We start from the raw sequence: 16,222 nt of genomic DNA, 5'->3' as shown, positions 1-16,222 counted from the left end.
ATCTACAGGAGAGTACATACTTGGAACTTGCTCCATAGGCATTTCTGAACCAGGCGCTTGATCTACAGGAGAGTACATACTTGGAACTTGCTCCATAGGCATTTCTGAACCAGGCGCTTGATCTACAGGAGAGTACATACTTGGAACTTGCTCCATAGGCATTTCTGAACCAGGCGCTTGATCTACAGGAGAGTACATACTTGGAACTTGCTCCATAGGCATTTCTGAACCAGGTACTTGCTCTACAGGAGTTTGCTCCATGGACATTTTTAAGTCCAGTATCTTTTCTGGCTGTTTTCTTACAGATATATCTTTATTTGATAACTGCTCAAATACTGAAGAATCATCCTTACTTGATATTTCCGGTTCAATAACACGCCCTGAGCCACCCATCATATTATAATTCAAATGGGAAATAGCCCACCACGTGCCTCCAATAATAACAAAAACGCAAATAGCAGCAAACCATAAAGCGCTTAAATTCCATTTGGCATCTGGACCAGAGTTTAAGTGTAAAAAGAAAACAATTTGTACTATAATCTGAATAATTGCCATCCCAATAAGATATGCAACCTTTGTACTAATTGCCCAACTTTCCATCATTCCATACATCACAGGAATAAAAGAACTCAAAGTGAAAAATACAGCCAGAATAAAACCGACCAAATAGGAACCAGTACTGGGACCATGTGTTTCATTTTGCATGCTCATCACAACGCTCCTAATAGATAAACCATGGTGAAAACACCAACCCATACAATATCAAGTAAATGCCAAAAAATGGAAAGGCATGCTAAACGTGTTTTATTATTCTGATCCAAGCCATTACGACGAAGATGAAAAAACATCACAACCATCCAAAGAAGACCAACACTTACATGGAGTCCATGGGTGCCAACCAAAGCAAAAAATGCTGACCAATAAGCAGAGAGAATTTCCCGTCCCAAAAGCTGTAAACCTGTTACAGGATCAATACCCGCATAAGCATTTGGATCATAATAAAAGACCTCACCCAACAATTCATGGAATTCGTAAAGTTCCATACCAATGAAGCAACACCCAAATACAAAGGTAATAGCCATCCATAAACGCACACCACTCATGTTGTTTTTATGTGCTTGTACCATTGCAAAACCATAAGTGACGGATGAAAACAATAAAAAAGCAGTCTCAACCAAAACAAACTTTAAATCAATAAATTCACTGCCCGCCTTACCGCCACCATAAGAAGCAGAAAAGACAGCAAAACTTGAAAAAAGTGTCGAAAAAAGTATTAAGTCTGAAAGAATATAGACCCAAAAACCAAACGTCATTACTGAGCTACTATCGTGGTGAAGTTCATCCACAGTGCTCGCATTATTCATTGTTACTGCACTCATACTGTCACTCCTTGTTCTTTAAGAACAGCTGTAAAGGCATCTTCAGTTTTTTGCACTTCTTCAGCTGGAATATAATAACCATGGTGATCACCTGTTAATGAATGATACACAAGCGTTGCAATAAAACCAACCAGTCCGACCGCAACAAGCCACCAAATATGCCAAACAAGCGCAAAACCAACAACTAATGAGAAGAAGCCAGCAATAATTCCAGCCGATGTATTCGATGGCATATGAATTTTTGTAAATCCACTTGTTGGACGTTGATAACCACTTTTCTTCATATTCCAATAAGCATCATCAGACTGTATCTTTGGAAGACGAGCAAAATTATAGGAAGGAGGCGGTGAAGAGGTAAACCATTCAAGTGTACGTGCATCACCCCAAGAATCATTTAACGTTACCGGTAAATGACCTTTATGCTTAATACCGTACCAAATTGCCAAAACAACCTGTAACACAAAACAAAGGATACCTAGTAAAATAATAAAAGCACCCAGAGCAGCAATAATAAACATCGGCTGCCAACTAGGTTCCATATAATGCTGAAGACGACGCGTCGCTCCCATTAAACCAAGGGCATAAACAGGGAAAAAGGCAAGATAAAAACCAATAAACCAACACCAGAAAGATGCAATACCTAATATGCGATTTGGTTTATAACCAAAAACTTTTGGAAACCAAAAAGCAAGCCCAGCTAAATAAGCAAAAACCACACCTCCAATAATTGTATGGTGGAAATGTGCTATTAAAAAGAGAGAATTATGAAACTGCCAATCCGCAGGAACAATCGATAATAAAACACCGGTTAATCCACCACCAACGAACGTAAAGATCATCCCCATGCACCAAAGCATTGGAGGTTCAAAGCGTATCCTTCCTTTATACATCGTGAGCAACCAATTGAAAACTTTTACACCTGTTGGAACTGCGATGATCATCGTAGCAATACCAAAGAAGGTATTTACAGCTTCACCGCCACCCATTGTGAAGAAATGATGTCCCCAAACAAGAAGTGAAAGAATCAAAATAACCACCATGGCCCATATCATAGAAGTATAACCAAAGAGGCGTTTCGAAGAAAAAGTTGATACAATCTCAGAAACAATTCCAAAAGCAGGAACAACCAAAACATAAACCTCAGGATGACCAAAAATCCAAACATAGTTAATCCATACCATCGGATTTCCGCCACCAACATTGGAAAAGAAATTCATACCTAAATAACGATCACATGCCAAAAGTGCAAACGCGACAGTTAAAACAGGATAAATAACTAAAATAAGAACATTACTGACAAAAGCACTCCAACAGAAAACAGGCATTCTCATCATTGTCATTCCAGGAGCACGCATTTTAATCAGAGTTGCAACGAAATTGACTGCCCCCATAGTTGTCGCAATACCAGAAAGCTGAAGTGACCATAAATAATAGTCTACCCCTGTATCTGGACTCGTTTGCAACTCTGTAAAAGGAGGATACATGAGCCAACCACCACGACCAAAATTGCCAACACCTAGTGATATATTAATCAAGATTGCCCCTGCAGCCGTAATCCAAAAACCTAGATTATTAGCAAAGGGAAAAGCAACATCACGCGCACCAATTTGAAGCGGTATAAGATAATTAAAAAGACCAAATAAAATAGGCGTAGCCATGAAAAAAATCATGATCGTGCCATGCGCCGAAAAAATTTGATCAAAATGCTCAGGGGGTAAATAACCTGCGGATTCACTCCCAAGAGCTAAAGCTTGATGCGTTCGCATCATAAGTGCGTCCGCAAAACCGCGAACAAGCATAATAATTCCAAGTATTATATACATAATACCAATGCGTTTATGGTCAACAGTTGTAATCCAATTTCGCCAGAAAATCCCCCACCACCCAAGTACAGTTAAAGCAACAACAGCAATTAAACCAACCACAACAATCGCGATACATGTATACAAAACGATCGGTTCATGTGCAAGCGCATGAAAAGCGCCTGCCGTAGGATCTGTAAGTCTTCCAAACATTTCTCAACCTATTTCAAATGAAATTCAAGTTTAAAAAAACCTTATATTAAAAGGGCTTTTTCTCTATTGATCCTTTAAATAACACCAGGATCAAATACTGAACACAGTGCACCCCACAGTGTCTGAGCAGCAGCGCGTTTCATTAAATCTTCATTACATACCGTATTTTCATCGACACATCGATTAACAACACGATAGTAAAGCCGCTTCTCAACAGGTGCAAAATAACGAACTTCAGCATCTTTTTCCTTCGCAGCAATATCACCCATACGAGGCGCAATAGAAAGTTGACGATAAGACTTGCGATCAAGTGCTTGACCATTAGCCCATGCTTTTACAATCCAATCTTCAAAATCCTGCGAAGACACAGAATGCCACTTAAACCGCATCCCAGAAAAACCATCGCCGCTGTAATTTGCTGAAGTTCCTTTGAATACGCCTTGTTCTTCAGCAATTAAATATAATTTAGCATTCATCTGCGGCATAGCGTAAAGAACCGTACCTAATTTAGGAACCCAAAAGGCATTGACAGAATTCTCTGACGTCAATTGCAATAAAACTTGACGTCCCTTAGGCGCGTAAATTTCATTGACTGATGCGACACCATATTGAGGATAAATAAAAACCCATTTCCAATCAAGAGCTACAGCATCAATCTGCAATGGTTCTCCTTCACCCGCAACCTCTATTGGAAGAGGCTTTGCAGGCTCAAGCTTATAGGTATAATAAGCTGTTAACGAACCTAAAACCAGCACAATTACAATTGGAATACCCCACATTAGTGCTTCAATTTTATTTGAATGCGCCCAATCAGGAGAGTAGTTTGCTTTCGTATTCGATGCACGATATTTTATCGCTAAAAACACCACACTTACCATGACTGGAATGACAACGCAAAGCATAACAAGCACACAAACAACGATCAAAATGAGCTGTTGACGTGCTACATAACCTGATGGTTGAAGGACGTCCATTTTACAACCAGACAAAAGCAGTGCTACTCCTAAAATAACAAGCATTTCTAATTGTCGAACAAAGCTTTTCATCTTTATTTACCCCCGTCATACGCACTAAAAATTGTCATAAATATAATACCTCATATTGTACAGATTAAAAAATAATTATCAAGCGAATTCAATGCCTATATTAGCTCTTATCCCACGCTTACTCTTTACCTTTTACAATCTATGAATTGCTTTGTAATATACTCAAGCGCAAACCGATATCCATCACTCCCGCACCCAGCTATGATAGCGTCTACACCTGCAGATGTATAAGAATGGTGACGAAAAACTTCACGTTGATAAATATGGGATAAATGAACTTCTATTTTCGGTCCTGAAAACATTTTTAAAGCATCAAGAAGCGCAACAGATGTATGACTATAAGCCGCTGGGTTTATGATCAATCCAGAACTTAGCCCTATTGCTTCCTGTATCCATTCTACTAGCTGACCCTCATAGTTACTTTGATAAAAATTTATGATAACATCAGCCTTTTTTGCCCATTCTCTGCATTTTTTTTCAATATCTTCTAAAGTTTCAGTTCCATAAATTTCTGGCTCACGTTGACCCAGAAAATTTAAATTAGGACCATTTAAAATCGTTATAATCACAGACATAGCAAGCCTTTTCTTCTCGACCATCACTTATTAAAAAAATATTTAGCATATTTTTTACAGCAATAAAGTGCCATCCTTAATCTCAAAAAATTCTGCGCGGCCTTTTAGGTCATCAAATAAAAGACGATCTGTTCCTGTCATAAATGTTTGCACCGATAAATCATCAAGAATATCAAATAAAGCAGCACGTCGATATGCATCAAGATGAGCAGCCATCTCATCAAGAAGAAGAATGGGAGCCCTTTCCGATATCATACCTGTTAGACGTGCATGACACAAAACCAAACCTGTCAAGAGCGCTTTTTGTTCACCTGTTGAACAAGATGTTGCTGCTCTATTTTTATCCGCATAAAAAACTTGTAAATCTGTGCGATGTGGTCCTTCTAATGTCCGCCCAGCTGCACGATCTATTGCACGATTACGCTGTAACCGATCACAAAATTGCTCTTCAACTTCAGTGGCAGATAGTCTCTCTAGAGCTGTTTCTAAAAAACCATCAATTTGCAAAAAAGCCCGTGGGAAAGGTATCTGAGATGGCATCTGTGTAAACATGCCATTTAAAAGCCGAATAACATCAATACGCGCCGCAGAAATAGCTGTCGCCAATTCTGCCATCTGTTTTTCTAAAGCATCAAACCAAGCATAATCTTCATTGCCGTTCAAAAACAAACGATTACGTGCGCGCATAGTTCTATCATAATCAGCGATGCGGCGACTATGTAAAGGGTCAATCGCCAAAACCATTCGATCCAAAAAACGACGGCGCTCAAGCGAAGGACCTGTAAAAAGACCATCCATAGAGGGTGTTAAGACACTAATATGACAGTAATCTGTTAAGCAATCACTTGGCTCATTCACACCATTAATATGGACTTTTCGACTGTTATCGCTAACCTCCCAAGCTGTACCAATCTTTACTTCATTATAAAGTGCACATTCAAGACATGCAAAGATAACAAATCCTTCACCACCTCCATCTATAAAGCTAACATCAGAATATGCCGCCCGTCGCAAACCACGACCCGGAGAAAGAAAAGATAATGCTTCTAAAAGATTTGTCTTACCAGCACCGTTGTGGCCCGTGAAAACCACATGCTGACCCGAAAAATGAATATTAAAAAAAGGATAATTGCGATAACGTAAAAGCCTTAGCTGCCTCACAGCCACTTTGTGCACATGACTCGCCATGCATTGCAAAACAATTGCCCCTAAACGCGAATAGGCATCAGCACATAGAGCACATCCACATCATCATTATCACGAATCAAAGCTGGTGCTCCAGCTTCAGCCAACATAAAAACCATCTCATCGCTTGAAAGCTGCCCAGCAATATCTAAGAGATAACGCGAATTAAACCCTATCTCAAGCGGTTCAGATGTGTAAGTTACGGATAATTGATCTTCCGCACTGCCCGAATCAGGGCTATTAACAACAAGTCTTAACTCTCCATGCTCTATCGTTAACTTAACCGCACGCCCTCGATCACTTGAAATCGTTGAAACACGATCCACTGCAGAAGAAAAATCCTGCCTATTAACAACTAATTCTTTATCATTTCCAAGAGGGATAACACGTTGATAATCTGGAAATGTTCCATCAATTAACTTTGATGTAAAAATAACAGAACCTACAGAAAAACGAATCTTTGTCTCTGAAAGCTCTATACATACATCACCATCATTTTCTTCTGAAAGAAGTTTTTGCAACTCTCCTACAGCTTTACGAGGAATAATAACACCCGGCATTCCCTCAACTCCTGAAGGAGCCTCCATCTCAACTTGTGCCAAACGATGACCATCCGTCGCTACCAAACGCAGTTTCAAAACATCATCATTAATAACATGGAAATAAATACCATTAAGATAATAGCGGGTTTCTTCAGTAGAAATGGCAAATTGCGTACAATCAAGTAAATGTTTCAACCCTGATGCTGATAGAGAAAAACAATAACCAAACTGCCCAGGAAGTGACTCTGGAAAATCTGCTTTTGGAAGACATTGAAGCTGAAAATGTGCACAACCCGAAACAACAGACATTGTACTTGCTTGATTCTCATCGACAGATAATACAACTTCATTGCCTTCAGGAAGTTTCCGAATGATATCATAGAGCAAATATGCTGGAACAGTGGTTGCTCCAGCTTGTTCAACATTGACTGTAAAAGATTCTGTAACCTCTAAATCAAGATCTGTTGTCTTTAACTGCACATGACCATTTTCTGCATCAATCAGAACATTCGATAAAATAGGAACAGTATTACGACGCTCTACCACACGGTGAACACGACCAAGAGACTTGAGAAATTGACTGCGATCCACTGTAATACGCATAAAAGCCCCGTATGATTTACCAAAAACTATAAGAATTCCTTAGAATTAAAATAACAGATCCTTTTTAAAGAATCGCCTGCTAGAGTTTATTAAACCTCTTTTAAAATGGCAAGTCACTCCTGCATAAGAAAAAACAAATCCTTTCATTCAATCCCTTAAAGTTGCTTCAAAAAAAGAAATGATAAACGCTATACAGCCTGTTCTCCAATCAATCGCTTAAGCAATTCAAGTTCCTTTGCCAAGGTCTGATCACCACAAACCAAATCTTCAATTTTACGCACAGCGTGTAAAACTGTTGTATGATCACGACCACCAAAACGACGTCCTATTTCTGGCAACGAGCGAGGCGTTAATACTTTCGCTAGATACATCGCAACTTGCCGTGGCTTTACAACCGTACGTGTTCGACGATTAGACAACAAATCCTGTTTAGAAACATTATAATGACGCGCTACCGTACGCTGAATTTCTTCAATCCGAATGCGCTTAGGTTCACCTGAACGTGTCAAATGACCTAATAACTCATCAATCCGTTCTAACGATAAATCAGACTCAAAAGATTGACGAAATAAGAGCTGGTTAAATGCGCCTTCAATATCGCGCCCTGAACCTAAAACCGTTTTCGCAATATATTCCAAGACATCATCAGAAATTGATATCATGCCATCATCTCGCTGCGCCACCTTCAACCGCTGGCGCAACATTTGCAAACGCATCTCATAATCTGGTGCCTCAATTTCAAGGGCAACCCCTCCCTGAAGACGAGACCGAACCCGAAGATCAAGCGATTCTAATTCCGCTGGTGGACGATCTGCAGCAACAACAACCTGTTTTGCACTATCAAGCAACATATTAAGCAAATGGCAAAATTCATGTTGTATCGACTTACCTTGCAAAAACTGCATATCATCAATAATCAAAAGGTCGATATCACGAAGCTGTTCTTTAAAAGAAAGAGCATCATTATCACGAATAGCTGTTGCAAAACGCCACATAAAATATTCAGCAGTTAAATAAATAACACGCGCAAACGTTAAACGCTTCAATGCAGAAGCGGCAATCGCTTGAAGCAAATGTGTTTTTCCTAAACCAACAGACGCGTGAATAAAAAGAGGATTAAAACGCAAAGCACTTTTATGCCCCTCTGCAATTGAACGCGCTGCCGCTAAAGCAACGCGATTAGATGCCCCTTCAACAAAACTTTCAAAAGTATAGCGAGAATCAAGTGGAGATCCAAAAACTCCCGCTTGAGAACTCCTGACTGAAGACTCTGCACAACTCTCAACAAAAGGTGAAGTCGCCTGCTCCTCCACAACAACAGGAGCTGCACTTGTTTTACAAACAACATCTCTTGAAACCCGTTCCATACCGCGAACGATGACTTCAACACGAAGAATTGCTGAGTTCTCTTGTTTCCATAAATGCGTCAAAAGAGAACCATAGTGATTATTAATCCATGAGCGTAAAAAAGCTGTAGGAACAGAGAGTTTTACTAGATTACGACTATATTCAGAAAGTTTCACACGACCAAACCAACTGGTATAAGCCTCAATACCAACCTGCACCTTTAACTGTGCCATCACGCGTGCGAAAGCTGCCGCACCTTCCTTCTCTGAAATAATAGAATGCCCGATAGAAGCATTCCTACAAACACCCCCGTCACTTTCCGGAATTCTATTCTTTATTATGTTCTCTGCCGACAGGACATTCACCGAAACCCTTTTAAAGGAACTAGCTTTAGAGTTCAATTTATCCACCATCTTCCATCCTGATAAAAATAAAATTTTGTCCTGCCAAACAGCTAAAATAAATCTAGCGAAGGCAAAACGCCCTACCCCAAATAAGATTACTTATCCTCCCCTAGGATAGCCTCATCACAACCCCACTAACAAAGATGACCAATAAGATTTACTTGCACTCATATGATATGCCCGACCCTTCTAAAATGGTAAACATACCAATTAAGAAAACCAAAAAACCATCAAAAACCCACCCAACACAAAAGCTTTTAAAAAGCCTAAACCAAAGCATTTTATTTCAACAAAATACAGGATAATGCGCTGACGTGACCCCTTCATGCTTTTTAGTTTTCATAAGAACCATACAAAACAGCAGAGGTAAAATGCAAGAGGCCAAAATAAAATCAAAAGCACCCCCAAAATGCTTATTTTAATGGGGAATGAGAAAAATTATTGATTCAATTCATTTTTTTTCTTTGAATTTACCAATCATTAAAGAATCTCTTCAGATTTTAAAAAAAAAATAAAATGCTTGACAAAAAAGACTCTGTAAAAATCCACAAAGCTTGTGGATAACCATACTCCCCCTTATAAACTTTCTCTCCTTTTTCAAGAGGAGAATCGCAGTCGATTCTTATTTTCAATAGAAAGTTTTGGAAACAATAAATAAAAAGCCAGCATCCTCACGGATGCTGGCTTGATTCTTAATAAAATAGAAAAAGTTTAAACGCTGAGAGCCTTCAAACGTCTCGCTAAACGTGACACTTTTCTCGCAGCAGTATTTTTATGAAAAACCCCTTTAGAAACCGCACGCATAATCTCAGGCTCAAAATTCTTAAATGCAGTTTCTGCAGACGCCTTATCGCCCCCTGCTAAAGCATCATCAAACTTACGCATAAACGTACGAACGCGTGAACGGCGGGCCCTATTAACCTGTGTGCGTGCTGCAACTTTGCGCACCGCTTTTCGAGCAGAAGGTGTATTCGCCATAATATAATCTCTCTTTCAACACCGTGGTAAAACGAGTCTTAATAACAACTTTACCAATGTAAACAAACCTAACCCAAGCAAAACTATAAAGCTGCTTATAACTTATGCGACTTATAGCGCAATGTTAAAGCCAACGTCAATTAAATTTTCAAAGACAGACATAAAAAACGAAGCAAAATTCTTTGATCCGCAACTTTATAGCTTAATCGTTTAAAGATATTCCTTAGCAAACAAAGACATTTAAACAACTAGCTTACGCAAAACATATTGCAAAATTCCACCATGATGCAAATAATCTAGCTCATCTTCAGTATCAACACAGCATAATAAAGGAACGGTTTTTACCGTACCATCCGAAAAAGTAATTTTCGCTACGGTTTTTTGACGAGGTTTTAAGTTATGAATTCCTTCAATTGTTACCTTTTCATCTCCCTTTAAGCCCAAAGATTTCCAACTTAACCCCTCCTCAAAGACAAAAGGAACAATGCCCATACCAACAAGATTAGAGCGATGAATCCTTTCAAAAGATTGCACAATCACCGCTTTGATACCAAGAAGATTAGCCCCCTTGGCAGCCCAATCGCGTGATGATCCATTGCCATATTCAATACCCGCAAAAACAACGAGCGGAATACCTTCTTGTTTATACGCCATTGCTGCATCGTAAATGGTTTGCTCTACCGCTGATGGATAATGAACCGTATAACCGCCTTCTCGACCATTTTCTCCTAACATGAAATTACGAATGCGAATATTGGCAAAAGTCCCACGAACCATAACTTCATGATTCCCACGGCGCGTCCCATATTGATTAAAATCAGCAACATTAACACCATGATCCATTAAATATTTTCCAGCAGGAGAAGCTGCCTTAATAGAACCAGCAGGAGAAATATGATCTGTCGTGATTTTATCACCAAACAAACCTAAAATCCGTGCATTCTTAATATCTAGTAAAATATCAGGCGTTTTCTGCATATCATCGAAATAAGGTGGATTGCGGACATAGGTAGATTGCTCATCCCAAGAATAAGTAGACCCCGTAGGTATCTGAACTTTTTGCCAATTTTCATCTCCCTTGAAGACATCTGCGTATTTTTCCGCAAAAACCTTACGCGTAACATTTTCTTCGATAAATGCTTGTATTTCTTGAGAAGTTGGCCAAATATCTCTCAAGTAAATAGGTCGACCATCTGAATCTTCCCCAAGAGGTTCTTTGGTTAAATCTTTACACACCGTCCCAACAAGCGCATGTGCAACCACTAATGGGGGTGAAGCTAAATAATTCGCTTGCACATCAGGGGAAACACGCCCTTCAAAATTACGATTTCCTGAAAGAACTGCTGCTGCAATGACTCCATTGTCATTAATCGTTTTGGAAATAGCTGGATGCAAAGGACCAGAATTTCCAATACATGTCGTACATCCAAACCCTACTAAATTAAATCCTAATGCATCTAAATCTTTTTGCAGACCCGAATTTTTAAGGTAAGCTTCAACAACTTGTGAACCAGGTGCAAGAGAAGTTTTTACCCATGGTTTGCTTTTAAGACCTTTTGCCACAGCATTTCGTGCCAAAAGACCCGCTGCAATAAGAACACTTGGGTTCGATGTATTTGTACAGGAAGTAATCGCAGCGATCACCACATCACCATGACTAAGCGTATATTCTTCACCTTCAACCGGATAATGCCCATCTTGTCCTGAAGTTTTCTTATAGTCTTCGACCAATGCCTTCTCAAAACCTTGCCCAACATTTTCCAATGCAATACGTCCTTCAGGACGTTTAGGACCAGCCATAGAAGGAACAACGGTTTCCATATCTAATTCAATCGTATCACTAAAAATAGGATTAGCCACCATTTCGTCATGCCACATCCCTTGTGCTTTGGAGTAAGCCTCCACTAAGGCAATCCGATTTTCATCACGCCCTGTCATATTGAGATAACGGACTGTTTCCTTATCAATTGGAAAAAAGCCACAGGTTGCTCCATATTCAGGTGCCATATTCCCAATCGTCGCCCGATCAGCAAGCGTCATATGCTCCAAACCAGTGCCAAAAAATTCAACAAATTTACCAACAACGCCCTTCTGGCGGAGCATTTGGGTCACTGTCAATACGAGATCGGTGGCTGTTACACCTTCTTTAAGCTTCCCTTTTAGACGAAAACCAATCACTTCAGGTAATAACATAGAGACGGGTTGGCCTAACATTGCCGCTTCAGCTTCAATGCCGCCCACACCCCAACCTAAAACACCCAAACCATTGACCATCGTCGTATGCGAATCAGTTCCTACACAGGTATCAGGATAAACCGTCTCATCCCCCTCTTCATTCTTCATCCACACGCATTGTGCTAAATATTCTAGGTTAACCTGATGACAAATCCCTGTTCCTGGAGGAACAACGCGAAAATTTTGAAAGGCCTGTTGTCCCCATTTCAGGAAACGATAACGCTCACCATTGCGTTCATATTCATGCTCAACATTTTCCTTAAAAGCCATGGGAGTGCCAAAATCATCAACGATAACTGAGTGATCAATGACTAGATCAACGGGTATGAGAGGATTAATTTTTTCAGCGTTACCACCAAGTTTGACCATAGCATCACGCATTGCAGAAAGATCAACAACCGCCGGAACACCAGTAAAGTCTTGCATAAGAACACGTGCAGGACGATAGGCAATTTCTGCCCCTGCGCTCCCTTTATCACTTAACCATTTAGCAACATTGAGGATATCCTCTTTTTTAACCGTACGACCATCTTCAAATCGCAATAAATTTTCGAGAATAACTTTCATCGAAAATGGCAAACGCGAAATGCCTTCAAGTCCATTCTTCTCCGCTTCAATCAAGCTATAATAAGTATATTCTTTGCTACCAACCTTTAGAGTTCTACGACAATTAAAGCTATCAATGTGAATCATGACTGTCCACCCTCATACTACAAACCACTCAATTTCCAGGAATGAACAACACAAACTACGAGTCAAGGTCGCAGCTTGAGCGCAGACGCAACTACCTCCGCTATCCATTTTCCCCTCCACCTTTCATAGGTAAATGCGGAAATTAGCGCCAAAAACCATTCTACACCAGATCTTGATGTAACGCCTCCCTTATAGAACTATTTCTAGAACTATTCTAGGGACAATTGCATAAAAAAACGTGTTTTTTATGCAATAATGTAATAAAGAATAGGAAAATTAAAAAAATAGGCAATCACATGGTGTTATCGGGTAAAGGTTTAGCAGCTTACAGAAACGGGGAAATTCTGTTTAAAGATCTTTCTTTTCGTTTATTTCCACAGCAACTGATGACAATCACCGGACCAAATGGCATCGGAAAATCTACATTACTCCGAATCATTGCCGGTCTTCTTGAGGCTGCTGAAGGCCATATCATCCTTAAAGACTATGAACAAAGATACCCTGTTACAACTGCGTGCCATTATCTTGGGTCTCAAAATGCCATGAAACCTCTCTTATCTGTCATTGATAATTTGCAATTCTGGGCAGAGTTTTATGGTCAACCTCTATACTCTCCCTATGAAGCCCTTGGCGATATTGGTCTTTCTGATCTTGAATATTTACCCTTTAACGTTCTGTCAACTGGACAACAAAGGCGTGTAGCTCTTGCCCGCCTTTTGCTCTCCTACCGTCCTATTTGGATTTTAGATGAACCAATATCGGGACTTGATAGCCATGCTCAGAAACTCCTTGCTTGTATTTTCCAGCGTCATCTCAATCAAGGTGGTATGATTATCGCCGCAACCCATAATTCTTTAGGTATTCCAGAAAACCATACAATCGCTCTGGAAAAATTTTTACCTCTCTAGGAGAGCATAAAATGAAAGCACTGTTCTGGCGTGATCTTAAACTATTATTAGCGCCACAATCCTCTTCGCTAACAGGACTATTGTTTTTCATCGCTGTTGTGATCATAACCCCTTTTGCCATTGGACCAGATCCAAAAATTCTTGCACAAATAGGGCCAGGGATATTGTGGTTTGGTGCCCTTCTCGCAGGTCTCCTTAATCTGAATAAACTTTTTCAAATCGATCGCGATGATGGCAATCTCGACCAATTTGTCCTTTCAGGACAAAGACAAAGTTTTACGCTGATTGTCTTTATCAAATGCACCGCCCATTGGGTAGGAACGATGCTTCCTCTCATTTTTGCTACACCTATTTTAGCCCTCATGCTCCACTTAGATGTAACGATAACTTTTACAACAATACTTACTCTTTTGTGCGGAACACCAGCCATTATTTTTATTGGCGCCATAGGAGCGGCACTTGCAAGCTCATTGTTGCATAGCACTCTTCTTATTTTCATCATTATCTTGCCGTGGATCATTCCAATTATGATTTTTGGAGTTTCAGCTGCTACAGCTCCAACAAATCCAAATGCCTCTTTTCTCACTTCCTTGGCACTTCTTAGTGCTTTTTCACTTTTTTTGAGTCTCTTTAGCTCTTTTGTTGCTGCTCTAACGCTTCAGCTTTTATCTGAATAATAAAAGATGATTGCCGCATAGCGAAACTATGCTTATTATGAATTTCATGAATGAACTATCTCACACATATAAAATGAAGTCACTCCCTGCAAGTTTTACCCGTTTCATGAAAATAAGCAAAATTATTATACCATGGCTCGCCAGCATAACGTTATGTCTTCTTATCTTAGGGCTTATTCTCGTGATGTATTCCCCTGATGACTATCAACAGGGCATGACTGTTAAGATTATGTATCTTCATGTCCCCTTTGCGTGGTTGTCTACATTCTGTTATATAACGATGAGTGCGGCAGCATTAGGAAATTTGATTTGGAAATATCATCTTGCTGATGTGGCTCTCAAATGTGGTGCACCCATTGGAGCAATTTTTACCGCCTTAGCCCTCATGACAGGAGCACTTTGGGGGCGACCTACATGGGGAACGTGGTGGGTATGGGACGCACGGTTAACATCGGTTTTAATGCTGCTTTTTATCTACCTTGCCATTATCCTGCTTGAACGTGCTTTTGACAACCAAGTAAAAGCCGCTCGTGCTACTTCAATTCTTACCCTTGTTGGATTTGTTAATATCCCTATTATTAAGTTTTCCGTTAATTGGTGGAATACATTGCATCAACCAGCCTCCTTGTTACGTGCTGGAGGACCAACAATCGACAATGCTATGTTATGGCCCCTTATAACCACGTTATTTTGTTTCGTCTTTATGTTTATTGCACTCTATTTGATGGCTATGCGAAATGAAATCAATAACCGTTATATCCAAATACTTCAGATAAAAAAATCCCTTCGCACACAACAACAGGACTCGTCATCATGCTCGACCTAAATGGCATCCACAGTAAACTTTTAGGAAACTTATCTCAGAAAATTGATTTTTTCCTTGGTACCCTTAAACACGAGCAAATTGTTGTTTTAAGCTATGTGCTTTCTGCACTATCCCTCTTATGTCTTATTGGCTATATTCTTTGCAAAGCTCTATACCAAAAAAAAATTCTCCAACAGCTAAACAAAAAAGAGCTGTCACAAAGAGAAAAATAGAATGAAGAATATCCCTCAAAAACTTAAGAAAAATATATCTTTGCCTGTTTTGTTTGTTCTTTTTGGACCATTGGTGCTTTTTCTTCTTCTCATGGTGTTTTTTTTCAACTTTATGGATAAAAAATACCCTCAAGATCCTTCTATTCTCCCAAATGCATTAGCTGGAAAACCTGCCCCCAATACGCATCTTCCTCTTCTTGATAAGGAAAGTTACCTTAATTTAAAACAGTTTAAAGGACGTGTCACATTAATCAATTTTTGGGGTTCCTGGTGTTTACCCTGTCGCGAAGAGCATCCTCTTCTTATGAAAATTGCACAAGATAAACGTTTTGATCTGATTGGTATTAATTATAAGGATAATAAAGCAAATGCCCTGCGCTTTTTAAATCGTTTTGGTAATCCTTTTAAATTGATTGGCTTTGATGTTTCAGGATATACAGCCATTGACTGGGGGGTATATGGACCACCAGAAACTTTTCTTTTGAATAAAGAAAGCACTATTATCGCCAAACATGTTGGTCCCCTAACATGGCAAATTTATCAAAAAAAAATTCTACCAAAAATTGAACAAGCAATCATAACAAAAGAAAATAAAAT

15 protein-coding genes are annotated in these 16,222 nt (G+C 39.6%); 5 read left to right on the top strand and 10 right to left on the bottom strand.

The features are described 5' to 3' along the window. From cyoD to acnA, 10 genes are all read right to left on the bottom strand, one after another. The coding region (cyoD, locus tag HWX04_RS06765) for a cytochrome o ubiquinol oxidase subunit IV (RefSeq protein ID WP_246257560.1) at positions 1 to 705 on the bottom strand (705 nt) is incomplete at its 3' end. 5 nt (positions 706 to 710) lie between these two features. After that, positions 711 to 1,379 (bottom strand): cytochrome (ubi)quinol oxidase subunit III, encoded by a 669-nt coding sequence (locus HWX04_RS06760; RefSeq protein WP_175869393.1) that lies wholly within the window; start codon positions 1,377 to 1,379, stop codon positions 711 to 713. Then, positions 1,376 to 3,394, bottom strand: a complete 2,019-nt coding sequence (cyoB, locus tag HWX04_RS06755) for a cytochrome o ubiquinol oxidase subunit I (protein WP_175869392.1) — start codon at positions 3,392 to 3,394, stop codon at positions 1,376 to 1,378. The genes HWX04_RS06760 and cyoB overlap by 4 nt, the downstream gene beginning before the upstream one ends. A 74-nt stretch (positions 3,395 to 3,468) precedes the next feature. After that, entirely contained in the window at positions 3,469 to 4,440 is a 972-nt protein-coding gene (gene cyoA, locus HWX04_RS06750; RefSeq protein WP_175869391.1) for a ubiquinol oxidase subunit II, read from the bottom strand. A 125-nt stretch (positions 4,441 to 4,565) separates the two neighbouring features. Then, positions 4,566 to 5,015: a type II 3-dehydroquinate dehydratase gene (gene aroQ / locus HWX04_RS06745; protein WP_175869390.1), complete on the bottom strand. Its 450-nt coding sequence runs from the start codon at positions 5,013 to 5,015 to the stop codon at positions 4,566 to 4,568. Positions 5,016 to 5,069: 54 nt separating this feature from the next. Further along, the gene (gene recF, locus HWX04_RS06740) at positions 5,070 to 6,203 is read right to left on the bottom strand and encodes a DNA replication/repair protein RecF (protein WP_175869389.1); all 1,134 of its coding nucleotides are present in this window, start codon (positions 6,201 to 6,203) and stop codon (positions 5,070 to 5,072) included. Positions 6,204 to 6,223: 20 nt separating this feature from the next. Then, on the bottom strand, positions 6,224 to 7,345 hold the full coding sequence (gene dnaN / locus HWX04_RS06735) for a DNA polymerase III subunit beta (protein WP_175869388.1): 1,122 nt from the start codon (positions 7,343 to 7,345) through the stop codon (positions 6,224 to 6,226). A 188-nt stretch (positions 7,346 to 7,533) separates the two neighbouring features. Beyond that, complete coding sequence (gene dnaA / locus HWX04_RS06730; RefSeq protein WP_175869387.1) at positions 7,534 to 9,105, bottom strand: chromosomal replication initiator protein DnaA; 1,572 nt, start codon at positions 9,103 to 9,105, stop codon at positions 7,534 to 7,536. Between the two features lie 702 nt (positions 9,106 to 9,807). Continuing rightward, complete coding sequence (rpsT, locus tag HWX04_RS06725) at positions 9,808 to 10,074, bottom strand: 30S ribosomal protein S20 (protein WP_175869386.1); 267 nt, start codon at positions 10,072 to 10,074, stop codon at positions 9,808 to 9,810. Positions 10,075 to 10,314: 240 nt separating this feature from the next. Next, entirely contained in the window at positions 10,315 to 13,002 is a 2,688-nt protein-coding gene (gene acnA / locus HWX04_RS06720) for an aconitate hydratase AcnA (protein ID WP_175869385.1), read from the bottom strand. A 296-nt stretch (positions 13,003 to 13,298) separates the two neighbouring features. Between acnA and ccmA the strand changes: the two genes are divergently transcribed. The 5 genes from ccmA to HWX04_RS06700 form a co-directional block, all read left to right on the top strand. Further along, entirely contained in the window at positions 13,299 to 13,910 is a 612-nt protein-coding gene (gene ccmA, locus HWX04_RS06715; RefSeq protein WP_175869384.1) for a heme ABC exporter ATP-binding protein CcmA, read from the top strand. Positions 13,911 to 13,921: 11 nt separating this feature from the next. Beyond that, complete coding sequence (ccmB, locus tag HWX04_RS06710; RefSeq protein ID WP_175869383.1) at positions 13,922 to 14,587, top strand: heme exporter protein CcmB; 666 nt, start codon at positions 13,922 to 13,924, stop codon at positions 14,585 to 14,587. 46 nt (positions 14,588 to 14,633) lie between these two features. After that, complete coding sequence (locus HWX04_RS06705; RefSeq protein ID WP_175869382.1) at positions 14,634 to 15,413, top strand: heme ABC transporter permease; 780 nt, start codon at positions 14,634 to 14,636, stop codon at positions 15,411 to 15,413. Then, entirely contained in the window at positions 15,401 to 15,625 is a 225-nt protein-coding gene (locus HWX04_RS08710; RefSeq protein WP_246257558.1) for a hypothetical protein, read from the top strand. The genes HWX04_RS06705 and HWX04_RS08710 overlap by 13 nt, the downstream gene beginning before the upstream one ends. A gap of 1 nt (position 15,626) precedes the next feature. Next, on the top strand, positions 15,627 to 16,222 hold a 596-nt coding region (locus HWX04_RS06700; protein WP_175869381.1), incomplete at its 3' end, for a DsbE family thiol:disulfide interchange protein.

Source organism: Bartonella gabonensis, assembly GCF_903679515.1.
Lineage (GTDB): Bacteria > Pseudomonadota > Alphaproteobacteria > Rhizobiales > Rhizobiaceae > Bartonella > Bartonella gabonensis.
Note: the sequence above shows the minus strand (reverse complement) of the source record. Positions and strands in the feature narration are given on the sequence as shown.